11 protein-coding genes are annotated in these 11,339 nt (G+C 72.9%); 4 read left to right on the top strand and 7 right to left on the bottom strand.

Going from position 1 to position 11,339, the window contains the following annotated elements; all coding sequences use genetic code 11:
* Positions 1-113: 113 nt before the first annotated feature.
* The 4 genes from ABT300_RS36150 to ABT300_RS36135 all read right to left on the bottom strand — a co-directional run bounded on the left by ABT300_RS36150 (position 114) and on the right by ABT300_RS36135 (position 4,440).
* Positions 114-830 (bottom strand): class III extradiol dioxygenase subunit B-like domain-containing protein, encoded by a 717-nt coding sequence (locus ABT300_RS36150; protein ID WP_351685118.1) that lies wholly within the window; start codon positions 828-830, stop codon positions 114-116.
* A gap of 179 nt (positions 831-1,009) precedes the next feature.
* The gene (miaB, locus tag ABT300_RS36145; RefSeq protein WP_351685115.1) at positions 1,010-2,539 is read right to left on the bottom strand and encodes a tRNA (N6-isopentenyl adenosine(37)-C2)-methylthiotransferase MiaB; all 1,530 of its coding nucleotides are present in this window, start codon (positions 2,537-2,539) and stop codon (positions 1,010-1,012) included.
* 66 nt (positions 2,540-2,605) lie between these two features.
* Positions 2,606-3,316 carry a response regulator gene (locus tag ABT300_RS36140; protein ID WP_351685113.1) on the bottom strand — a complete coding sequence of 237 codons (711 nt, stop codon included), beginning with the start codon at positions 3,314-3,316 and terminating at the stop codon, positions 2,606-2,608.
* Entirely contained in the window at positions 3,313-4,440 is a 1,128-nt protein-coding gene (locus tag ABT300_RS36135) for a sensor histidine kinase (protein WP_351685110.1), read from the bottom strand. The genes ABT300_RS36140 and ABT300_RS36135 overlap by 4 nt, the downstream gene beginning before the upstream one ends.
* Before the next feature lie 449 nt (positions 4,441-4,889).
* Between ABT300_RS36135 and ABT300_RS36130 the strand changes: the two genes are divergently transcribed.
* Complete coding sequence (locus ABT300_RS36130) at positions 4,890-5,375, top strand: cation:proton antiporter regulatory subunit (protein ID WP_351685107.1); 486 nt, start codon at positions 4,890-4,892, stop codon at positions 5,373-5,375.
* Positions 5,376-5,379: 4 nt separating this feature from the next.
* A complete protein-coding gene (locus tag ABT300_RS36125; RefSeq protein WP_351685104.1) occupies positions 5,380-6,603 on the top strand; it encodes a cation:proton antiporter in 1,224 nt (407 codons plus the stop codon).
* 134 nt (positions 6,604-6,737) lie between these two features.
* Here ABT300_RS36125 and ABT300_RS36120 read toward each other — a convergent pair whose 3' ends face one another.
* A complete protein-coding gene (locus ABT300_RS36120) occupies positions 6,738-7,142 on the bottom strand; it encodes a pyrophosphohydrolase domain-containing protein (protein ID WP_351685101.1) in 405 nt (134 codons plus the stop codon).
* A 208-nt stretch (positions 7,143-7,350) separates the two neighbouring features.
* On the opposite strand from ABT300_RS36120, the gene ABT300_RS36115 reads away from it, so the two are divergent.
* Positions 7,351-8,349 (top strand): TAXI family TRAP transporter solute-binding subunit, encoded by a 999-nt coding sequence (locus ABT300_RS36115; protein ID WP_351685098.1) that lies wholly within the window; start codon positions 7,351-7,353, stop codon positions 8,347-8,349.
* Positions 8,350-8,358: 9 nt separating this feature from the next.
* Here the strand turns inward: ABT300_RS36115 and ABT300_RS36110 are convergent, their stop codons facing one another.
* Positions 8,359-9,768 carry a sensor histidine kinase gene (locus ABT300_RS36110; protein WP_351685096.1) on the bottom strand — a complete coding sequence of 470 codons (1,410 nt, stop codon included), beginning with the start codon at positions 9,766-9,768 and terminating at the stop codon, positions 8,359-8,361.
* 12 nt (positions 9,769-9,780) lie between these two features.
* On the bottom strand, positions 9,781-10,467 hold the full coding sequence (locus tag ABT300_RS36105) for a response regulator transcription factor (protein ID WP_351685094.1): 687 nt from the start codon (positions 10,465-10,467) through the stop codon (positions 9,781-9,783).
* 326 nt (positions 10,468-10,793) lie between these two features.
* On the opposite strand from ABT300_RS36105, the gene ABT300_RS36100 reads away from it, so the two are divergent.
* Positions 10,794-11,339 (top strand): amino acid ABC transporter ATP-binding protein (locus ABT300_RS36100; RefSeq protein WP_351685092.1); only part of this gene is annotated, 546 nt, incomplete at its 3' end.

Genomic DNA, 11,339 nt, shown 5'->3' with positions numbered 1-11,339 from the left:
CGGCCGCGTGGCGAACACGCTCGCGGCCGTCCGCCGCCGCGTGCCGGGACGTGTGGGCCGCGCGGCAACGCGGATCCGGGGCTACACGGGTACGGCGCATCGGGCCTACGGGGCTACGACCAGGTCGCGACCACGTACCCCACGCCGTAGGGCGCGTCGTCGTACAGCAGGGCGCCGGAGGGTTCCGTGCCCTCGGCGGCGCCTGCCAGCACCTGCCAGGGAGCGCGGCCCGCCGCCTTGAGCTCGTGGGCCAGCGGGGCGTCGAGCGCCTTGAGGGCTTCGACGTCGGCCGTGCCGAGCGCCCGGGCGACCGCCTCGTCGAAGGGCGCCGCGCGCTCGTCGAGGTACCCCGGGGCCTTCAGCGTCCGGCACGCACTGCCGTCGCCCATCACCAGGAGCGCGACCCGCCCCGCCGCGCCGCCGATCTGCCGGCCGGCCTCGACGCACCGCTCGGCCTCGAGCGACTCGCCCACGCCCAGACCCTCCACGGGGGCGCCCGACCAGCCGGCCCGCTCGAGCAGCCAGGCCGCCACGGCGAGGGACGGCGGCAGCTCGCGTCCGGAGGGCGTGTCCGCGCCGCCGCGGCCCAGCCGGACGGCGAGATCCACTCCGAAACCCCGGAACGAACCCCGGGCGCCCTCGGGATGCGGGCCGCGTCCCGACTGCTCGGCGGGCCCGACGACCACGAGCCGGTCCGCGCGGGCGGCCGCCAGCACGCCGAGCGCGTCGGAGCAGGCGGTGCGCACGGGGTCCAGCTCGGGCGCGGCGCCCGCGGCGACCTCGGGCACGAGGAGCGGCGGGCAGGGGCAGACTGCGGCAGCGACAAGCATGATCGGCAGGGTAACCCCGCAGGAGGACCCGGCGCCGGTCCTCGATGAGCGCCGTCCCCGACCGCTCCCCGAGGTCGGCGGGGTGGACGACGCCGACGCCCGCGCGCCCGGGAGCGCCGGTTCGTGGCCGTCCCCCGGGTGCGCCGGTCCGTGCCCGCGCGCCCGGGCCGGATCTTCCGTCAGTCGCAGCCGCAGCCGGGCGCCGCGGCCGCCGGCACCGGCTCCGGGGCGCCGATCTTCGGCAGACCCAGCATCACGCCCGCCGGCTTGGCCGCCTTCTCGGCGGTGCGCTTCTCCCAGGCGTCTCCCGCGCGCGTGCGGCGCACGTCGAGGACGGCGCCCTCGGCGAGAAGGTGGTGCGGGGCGGCGTAGGTGATCTCCACGGTGACGACGTCGCCGGGGCGGACCTCCTGCTCCGGCTTGGTGAAGTGGACCAGGCGGTTGTCGGGGGCGCGGCCGGAGAGGCGGTGGGTGGCGCCGTCCTTGCGGCCCTCGCCCTCGGCGACCATCAGCTCCAGGGTGCGGCCGACCTGCTTCTTGTTCTCCTCCCAGGAGATCTCCTCCTGGAGGGCCACGAGACGCTCGTAGCGCGCCTGCACGACCTCCTTGGGGATCTGGTCCTCCATCGTCGCGGCCGGCGTGCCGGGGCGCTTGGAGTACTGGAAGGTGAACGCCTGCGCGAACCGTGCCTCGCGCACCGCGTGCAGCGTCTGCTCGAAGTCCTCCTCGGTCTCGCCGGGGAAGCCCACGATGATGTCGGTGGTGATCGCGGCGTGCGGGATGGCGGCGCGCACCTTCTCGATGATCCCGAGGTAGCGCTCCTGCCGGTAGGAGCGACGCATCGCCTTGAGGACCGTGTCCGAGCCGGACTGCAGCGGCATGTGCAGCTGCGGCATCACGTTCGGCGTCTCGGCCATGGCGGCGATGACGTCGTCGGTGAAGTCGCGCGGATGCGGGGAGGTGAAGCGGACGCGCTCCAGGCCCTCGATCGCTCCGCACGCGCGCAGCAGCTTGCTGAAGGCCTCGCGGTCGCCGATGTCGGAGCCGTAGGCGTTCACGTTCTGGCCGAGCAGGGTGATCTCGCTGACGCCCTCGCCGACCAGCGCCTCGATCTCGGCGAGGATGTCGCCGGTGCGCCGGTCCTTCTCCTTGCCGCGCAGCGCCGGGACGATGCAGAAGGTGCAGGTGTTGTTGCAGCCGACCGAGATGGACACCCAGGCCGCGTAGGCGCTCTCGCGCCGCGTGGGCAGCGTGGAGGGGAACGCCTCCAGCGACTCGGCGATCTCGACCTGCGCCTCTTCCTGCACGCGCGCGCGTTCCAGCAGCACCGGGAGCTTGCCGATGTTGTGCGTGCCGAAGACGACGTCCACCCAGGGCGCCTTCTTCACGATGGTGTCGCGGTCCTTCTGCGCCAGGCAGCCGCCGACCGCGATCTGCATGCCGGGCCGGCTCGCCTTGCGCGGCGCGAGCCGGCCGAGGTTGCCGTAGAGCCGGTTGTCGGCGTTCTCCCGCACCGCGCAGGTGTTGAAGACGACGACGTCCGCGTCGCCGTCCGCCCCCTCGGGGGCGCGCACGTAGCCGGCCTCTTCGAGCAGTCCGGACAATCGCTCGGAGTCATGGACGTTCATCTGGCACCCGTAAGTGCGGATTTCGTAGCTCTTGGGTGCGGGCGCGTCCACGGCGAGGCTCCGGTCACTGCTGCTGGTCATGCGTCAAGGGTAGGCGGTCCCGGAGAACGCCCGTCCCCGATGATGTGCGGGACGATCGGCGACGCCTCAGGGGTCGATGAGGCCGGCGCGGATCGCGTAGCGGGTCAGCTCCAGCCGGTCGCGCATGCCGAGCTTCTGCAGCAGGTTGGCCCGGTGCCGTTCGACCGTCTTGGCGCTGATGAACAGCAGGGCGCCGATCTCCCGGGAGGTGTGTCCCTCCGCCACGAGCTTGAGGATCTCCTCCTCGCGCTCGGTGATGGGCCGCTCGGGCAGGCCGCCCACGCCGTCGCCGCGGTGCAGCCGGTCCAGGTAGGAGCGGACGAGGGCCCGCTCCGCGCCCGGATAGATGAACGGCTCGTCGCGCACGACCGCCCGGCAGGCCTCGACCAGGTCCCGGTCGGCGACCGACTTCAGGACGTACCCGCCGGCGCCCGCCTTGAGGGCCTCGAAGAAGTACTGCTCGTTGTCGTACATCGTCAGGATGAGGATGGGCAGGTCCGGGAGGCGCCGGGAGAGTTCGCGGGCCGCCTGCAGTCCGGTCATCCGGGGCATCGCCACGTCGAGGACAGCCAGGTCGACGTCCCCCGCGCGGGCCCGCTCGACCGCCTCCGCCCCGTCTCCGGCCTCGGCGACCACGGTGAGATCGGGCTCACCGTCCAGGATGAGCCGTACTCCCCTGCGCACGAGGGTGTGATCGTCGGCCAGCAGCACGCGCGTGGGCGGGGCCGCCGCGACAGCTCCGGTCGTGGGGGTCGGGGGCGGGGCGCCGTCCGTCATCGGCGGCCTCCCGGAGGGGCCGAGGATTCCGCCGGGCCCGACGGGCCAGCCAGGGCTGCCGGGTGCGGCGGCTCCGCCTGCTCGGCGAGCGCCGGGGGTGGGACGCTTACCGCGCGACCTGCGAGCTCCCCCCGGCCGGTGTCCGCCGCCGCCCGCAGCCGTACGTCCGTCCCGGCGCCGACGCCGCCCGTGCCGCCGCCCCTCGTGCCACCGCCGCCCGTGACCTTCGCCGGCGACGAGACGGTGAGGCTCGCGCCGATCAGCAGGGCCCGCTCACGCATCCCGCGGAGTCCGGCGCCCTCCCCGGCCGTCGCGCCCAGGCCCGTGCCGTTGTCCCGCACCAGGAGCTCGACCCCGTCGGTGACCGGGCGCAGGCGGAGTTCCGCACGGTCGGCGCGGGAGTGCCGCGCGGTGTTGGTGAGCGCTTCCTGCGCCACCCGGTAGAGCACGAGTTCCGTCTCCTCGGTCAGTGGGGGGATGCCCGGACGCAGATCGTGGCGCACCGTCAGCCCGTGTGCGGTGAACTCGCCGGCGAGTGAGCGCAGCGCGCTGAGCAGGCCGAGCTCTTCGAGGACGCCGGGCCGCAGCCGGCGGGCGATGCGGCGGATCTCGTCGAGACCCGCTCGGGTTGCCTCCTGCGCCTGGCCCAGTTCCTCGCGCAGTTCCGCGGGGGCCCGGTCGGCGACGCGTTTGAGCTGGAGCAGCACGGCGGTCAGGGTCTGGCCGACCTCGTCGTGCAGTTCCCGGGCGACGCGGTGACGCTCACGCTCCTGGGCCGACAGCGCCCCGGCCGCGCTGGCGGCACGCTCAGCCTCCAGGCGGTCCAGCATGGCGTTGTACGTGGTGATCAGCTGGGCCGTCTCCACCGGCCCCGCGACCTCGGCGCGGGCCCCGGGGTGCAGCAGGTCGGCGTCGGCCATGGAACGGCCGAGGCGGGCCAGCGGGGCCAGGCCGATGCGCAGGACGACCGCGTTGACGGTCAGCAGCGCCGCGAGCCCGGCGACCACCACGAGGACCTCGCCCGGGAGTACGGGCGTGGACACCGTGACCGGGCCGAGGAGCAGCGAGGCGGCCACGACCAGGGCCCCTGCGTTGAGGACGAAGATCCGCCGGAACAGGGACATGTGCGCCGTTCCTCCTCTGCCTGCTCGGCCCGCGGCGCCGCCGTCGGTCACATCTCGGTCGCCTCGGTCGCCACCCCGGTCGACGCGTCGATCGTCGCCCCGGTCGACGCGTCGTTCGTCGACTGCGTCGTCATCGCGGTCGTCGCCCGGGTCGGCTCTCCATGGCGCCGCCGTGGCCAGCCTCGCCGTGTGCTCGCGGCCCTGTCCATCCGTCACGACACCCATGTCGTCACCGTACGGGGGAATGGCAGCATGGCGTCCCGGGCACCCGCGGGACACCGGGAGACGTCGCGGACGGCACGGACGTCGCGCGAGGGTTCGGTGGCGGCCGGCGACGGCCGACGGCGTCCGGCGACGCCGCCGGTGTTCAGCGACGTCTGCCGGTGTCCGGCGAGTACCAGCGGTGGCCGCGGCGACCGGCGAAACGATCGACAACAAGGGGAAGAAACGTGCCTGCTCCACGCCTTCGGACGACTCCGCTGCCAGGCATCGGAGTCCAGTACGACCTCGTGACGCGGGAGCAGCGCCACCTGTCGGTCGTGGCGCACCGCGACGGGGCCCGTACCGTCAACGTGTACCGGACCGACGACCCCGACTCCTGCGCCCAGTCCGTGCGGCTGACCGCGGCGGAGGCCGGCTCGCTGATCGACGCGCTGATGCCGTCCCACCACAGCGCGAGCCTGCTGTACACGACGGATCTGGGGCTGGTCGCCGAACGCGTGGAGGTGGCGGCGACCTCGCGCTGGAACGGGCGACTGCTGGGCGAGACCCGGATGCGCACCGAGACCGGCGCCTCGATCGTGGCGGTGCTGCGGCGGGCCGAGGCCATTCCGTCCCCGGCGCCCGACTTCCGCCTCGCGGGAGGCGACACGCTCATCGTCATCGGCACCCGCGAGGGTGTGGACGCGGCCGCGGCCATACTCGGGCGGGAGTGAGCGAGTGCACTCCGCAGTCCTGCTGATCGAGTTCGGTTCCATCATCCTCGGGCTCGGCCTGCTCGGCCGGTTCGCGGCCCGCTTCCAGTTCTCGCCGATCCCGCTCTACCTGCTGGCCGGTCTGGCCTTCGGCGAGGGCGGCCTGCTGCCGCTCGGCGCGAGCGAGGAGTTCGTCGCCACCGGCGCCGAGATCGGCGTGATCCTGTTGCTGCTGATGCTCGGCCTGGAGTACACGGCGAGCGATCTGGTCTCCAACCTCAAGGCCCACTACCCCTCAGGTCTCGTCGACTGCGCCCTCAACGCCGTGCCGGGCGCGGTCGCCGCGCTGCTGCTCGGCTGGGGGCCGGTGGCGGCCGTGGTGCTCGCGGGCGTCACCTGGATCTCGTCGTCCGGAGTGATCGCCAAGGTGCTCGGCGACCTGGGCCGGGTCGGCAACCGGGAGACGCCGGTGATCCTCAGCGTGCTGGTCCTGGAGGACCTGGCCATGGCCGTCTACCTGCCCATCGTCACCGCCCTGGTGGCCGGGGTGGGGCTGGCGGCCGGCAGCGTGACCCTGGCGATCGCGTTGGGCGTCGCGGGTCTCGTGCTCTTCGCCGCGGTGCGCTACGGGCGGGTCATCTCCCGTTTCGTGTCCAGCGACGACCCGGAGAAGCTGCTCCTGGTGGTGCTGGGGCTGACGATCCTGGTCGCCGGGGTGGCCCAGCAGCTGCAGGTGTCGGCGGCGGTGGGGGCGTTCCTGGTGGGCATCGCGCTCTCCGGGGAGGTCGCCGAGGGCGCGCACACCCTGCTCAGCCCGCTGCGCGACCTGTTCGCCGCCGTCTTCTTCGTCTTCTTCGGCCTGCACACCGATCCGGCGAGCATCCCTCCCGTGCTCGCTCCGGCGCTCGCCCTGGCGGTCGTCACCGCGGCCACGAAGATCGCCACCGGGTACTGGGCGGCCCGGCGCGCCGGGATCTCGGTCAAGGGACGGTGGCGGGCGGGCGGTGCGCTGGTGGCGCGCGGGGAGTTCTCGATCGTCATCGCCGGTCTTGCGGTCACGGCGGGAATCGAGCCGTCGCTCGGCCCGCTGGCGACGGCGTACGTCCTGATCCTGGTCGTCGTGGGGCCCCTCACCGCCCGCTACACGGAACCCCTGGCGACCCGCTGGTCCCGGCGCGGGCGGTCAGGCGCCGACAGCGCGCCGGCCCACGTGCCCGAGCCGCGGCGGGAGACCCGGGTGGGTGACTGAGGCCGGGCGCCTGGCGGGCCGGGAGGCCGGGAGCCACGAGGCCGGGGCGCGCTGCCGACCCGCCCGACGGCGGGATGCGTCGCCCGGTCCCGGCCGCCTCCGGTCCCGCAAGCCTGGCTCGGCGCCCCTGCGCCTCACTCCCCGCCGTCGGTCCACCCCTGGCGGCGCAGGACCGCGGACACGTCCGGGGCCTCGTAGTGCTCACCTTTGAGGACCTTGCCGTCGGCGCGGCGGACGATCCTGCCGTCGGGGCCCAGCTTGGTCATGTTGGACCGGTGGACCTCGGCGAGCACCGCGTCGAGGTCGATCCCGTGCACCAGGGCCGTGCCGTACGCGACGTAGACGACGTCGGCCAGCTCGTGCGCCAGCCGGTCCAGCGGGCCGCCGACCGACACCTCGGCGACCTCCGCGGCCTCCTCGGCGAGCAGATCCCGGCGCTGGGCGGCCAGCCCGGGAGACACCGGCGTCGGGGTGCTGCGGGCGTCAAGCCCGAAGGCGTGGTGGAACTCACGGACCAGATCGGCGGGCGAGGAACTCATGCCCGGACTGTACCGACGGCCACCGACACTGCCGTCCGCCAGTCCCGCTCGCGCGTCCCTCGGGTCATCACTGCCGTCCGCCACTCCCGCCCGTGACTCCCTCAGGTCATCACTCCCCTCCGCCACCCCCGTCGATCGGTCCGCCCGTCACCTGCGCAGTGAGGGCCGCTCTGGCCAGCACCGCGTTCCGGCTGGCAGGATCGCGGGCATGTCCCCGTCGTTCTCCCGCATCGGCAGGCGCCGTGCTCTGCAGGGCACGGCCGCCGGCGTCGTCGTCCTCGGACTGCTGCTGTGGTGGCTGCTGCCGCTGGGCGAGGAGCCGCCGAGCGGTTCGATCACCCTCAACACGGGCACGACGAGCGGCGTCTACTACGCGTACGGCAGCCAGCTGCGCACCGCGCTCGCCAAGGACATGCCCCGCCTGGACGTGAAGCTGTCGACGAGCAACGGTTCGCCGGAGAACGTCGCGCGCGTGGCGGCGGGCGAGGCCGACTTCGCCATCGCCGCGGCGGACGCGGTGCAGACGTACGAGACGCAGCATCCCGGCCCGGCCGCGCGGCTGCGCGGGGTGGCCCGGCTGTACGACGACTACGTCCAGCTCGTGGTGGCCCGTGACTCGGACATCCGGTCCATCGCTGACCTGCGGGGCAGGACGGTGGCGACGGGCCTGCCCCGCTCCGGCGTGCGGCTGATCGCCGAGCGGGTCCTCAAGGCGGCGGGCCTGGATCCGGCCAAGGACATCAAGGCGGTGGAGCGGGGCATCGACACCGGCCCCGAGCAGCTCAAGCAGGGAAAGATCGACGCGTTCTTCTGGTCGGGCGGAGTCCCGACGGCCGGGCTGGAGAAGCTCGCCGACGGTTTCACCTTCCGGTTCGTGCCGATCAGCCCCGAGCTCGTCGCCAAGATGCACGACCAGGACGACTCCACGGGCTACTACCGGGCGACGAACATGCCCGAGTCGGCCTACCCCACCATCCAGAACGGCTCCACCGTGGCGACGATCGCCGTGTCCAACCTGCTGATCACCCGCACCGACGTGGACCCCCGGCTCACCGAGTGGGTGACCCGTACCGTCATCAGGAGCCGGGATCTCATCGGAGCGCACGTGCACTCCGCCCAGCTGGTCGACCTGCGCACCGCCATCTACACCGACCCGCTCACGCTGCACGCGGGCGCCCGGCGCTACTACCGCTCCGTCAAGCCGTAGGGCGGGCCGTCACGACGTCCGCGACCGCGGCACCGACACCGTCGCCGTCAGTCCGCTCGGCTCGTGGCGGGCGTACGACAGGGAGCCGCCGCCCGCTGCGAGCAGGGCGCGGGAGATGGACAGGCCGAGACCCGAGCCCTTGACGTTCTGGTGACGGCCGCTGCGCCAGAAGCGGTCGCCCACGCGCGTGAGCTCCTCGTCGGTCAGACCCGGCCCGTTGTCGGTGACGACGACGGAGGAGGTCCCGCCCTCGACGGTGACCGTGACCTCGACGCTCTCGCCCTCGGGGGTGAACTTCACCGCGTTGTCGATCACCGCGTCCAGAGCGCTGGACAGCGTCACCGGGTCGGCCCAGGCCGTGGTGGGCGGGCAGTCGCCCACCAGCCGGACCCCCTTGGCCTTGGCGGTGGGCGCCCAGGCGGCGACGCGCTCGGCGGCCAGGGCGCCGATGTCGGTGATCCGCAGGTCGGCCTCGGCGTGCTCGGCGAGGGCCAGGTCCAGCAGGTCGTCCAGGACCTGGGCGAGGCGTCTGCCCTCGTGCTGGACGGAGGCGATCTCCTCGTTGCCCTCGGGCAGCTCGTAGCCCAGCAGTTCGATGCGCAGCAGCAGGGCGGCGAGCGGGTTGCGCAACTGGTGCGAGGCGTCGGCGACGAAGGCGCGCTGCTGCTCCAGCACGTCCTCGACGTTGTCCGCCATCTCGTTGAACGCGCCGGCCAGCCTCCTGAGCTCGGGCGGCCCGCCGGCCACCGCGACCCGCGACTTCAGACGGCCGCTCGCGATCTCGTGCGTGGTGGCGTCCAGGATGCGCACCGGCCGCAGCACCCAGCCGGTCAGTCGCAGGGCGGCGCCGATGGCCAGCAGCATCGCGGCGGCCTCTCCGGCGGCGATCACCAGCCAGCCGTGCAGGATCCGCGACCGCATCGGGCCGGTGGGCGAGTCGGTGACGACGACCGCGACGACGTCGCCGTCCCGGATGACCGGTGACGCCACGACGAGCCGGCTGCGCTGCCAGGGCCACACCTGTTCGGGGTCGTGGCTGCGGCGGCTGAGCGACGCCTCCTCGAACGCGTCCCTCACCTCGCCCGATGCGGGGAGGTACCAGTCGCGCGGGGCATGAGCCATGGGGGTGTCGGTGCTGTAGAAGACCCCGGCGCGAATGCCGTAGACGTCGTAGTAGCTGGCGAGCTCCCGGCCGAGCGTCTCGCGCCGCTCGTTCGTGGACGCCGACGTCGGGTCGTTCACGCCCGAGGAGACGGTGACGAACTGGGCGAGCGCCGCGAAGCGCGCGGTGTCGTCGATGCGGTCGACGACCACCCTTTGCTGCTCGGCGCCCGCCACGCTGATGGCCAGCGGCACCCCGAGGGCCAGCAGCACGGCCGCCATCAGGACGATGAGGAGCGGCAGCAGACGCGTACGCAACAGAGGTCCCCGCTATGCGGCCGGGGCGACGAGCCGGTAGCCGACCCCGCGCACCGTCTCGATCAGCGCGGGCATGCGCAGCTTGGCGCGCAGCGAGGCCACGTGCACCTCCAGGGTGCGCCCGGTCCCCTCCCAGCTGGTGCGCCACACCTCGCTGATGATCTGCTCCCGCCGGAAGACCACGCCGGGTCGCTGCGCGAGCAGCGCGAGCAGGTCGAACTCCTTGCGGGTCAGCTGGACGGCCGTGCCGTCCACCGTGACGCGCCGGGTGGGCAGCTCGATCTGCACGGGGCCCAGGCGCAGCGCGCTCTCCCCTTCGGCGACCGCGTCCTCGTGGACGGTGCGCCGGCTCACGGCGTGGATACGGGCGAGCAGCTCCCCGGTGTCGTACGGCTTCACCACGTAGTCGTCGGCGCCCAGGTTCAGACCGTGGATGCGGGAGCGCACGTCGGAGCGGGCGGTGACCATGATCACCGGTGTGGCGGTGCGCTTGCGGATCTTGCCGCACACCTCGTAGCCGTCCTGGTCCGGCAGGCCCAGATCAAGCAGGACGACGCCGAAGCCGGGCCCCTCCGGGACGAGCGCCTGCAGCGCCTCCTCGCCGCTGCGCGCGTGGGTGACGTCGAAACCGTGCCGCTTGAGGACCGCGGACAGGGCGGCGGCGACATGGTTGTCGTCCTCGACGAGAAGCAGTCTCATCCCGGCCTCCTCCGGTTCATCGGGCATACGGTCTGACTCACTACAACGGGTGTTCGGTTCTCCGGCTCCGGAAAACGGCGGCACACGCGTGCGTGCATCATGGCAGTCACGCCGATGGACGACGACGCAGTCAAGCGAGTTCCACTTGCGCGCGACTACCGTTACTCGGCCGATACGCGCGCAGGTCGCAAGTCCGTCTCAAGTGCTACGACATGTGTCCGATTGCTATCGGATCGTGATGCTCAGATTCCCCTCAGATGTAATGACGCTGGTCGGCGCGGGTCACTACTGTCCTCCGAAACCGAGGAGGACGGAGCCCCGAAGCGATGACCGAAGTATCGGTGACCAAGGAGGACGCGGTCGCGAGCGGTGACCTGGTCGTCCTGAAGAGCGTCAACAAGCACTTCGGCGCGTTGCACGTTCTCCAGGACATCGACCTGACGATCACCCGCGGGGAGGTCGTCGTGGTCATCGGCCCCTCCGGGTCGGGCAAGTCGACGCTGTGCCGCACGATCAACCGCCTGGAGACGATCGACGACGGCGCGATCACGATCGACGGAAAGCCGCTGCCCCAGGAGGGCAAGGCGCTGGCCCGGCTGCGCGCCGACGTCGGCATGGTGTTCCAGTCGTTCAACCTGTTCGCGCACAAGACCGTGCTCGAGAACGTGATGCTCGGCCAGATCAAGGTCCGCAAGGCCGACAAGGCGCAGGCCGCGGAGAAGGCCCGCGCCCTGCTCGACCGGGTCGGCGTGGGCACCCAGGCCGACAAGTACCCCGCGCAGCTCTCGGGCGGCCAGCAGCAGCGCGTCGCCATCGCGCGGGCGCTGGCGATGGACCCGAAGGTCATGCTCTTCGACGAGCCGACCTCGGCC

Origin of the sequence: Streptomyces sp. NPDC001027 (assembly GCF_040299045.1) — a bacterium.
Taxonomy (GTDB): domain Bacteria; phylum Actinomycetota; class Actinomycetes; order Streptomycetales; family Streptomycetaceae; genus Streptomyces.
The sequence above is the reverse complement of the archived record's forward strand: the minus strand, read 5'-3'. Positions and strand labels throughout refer to the sequence as shown.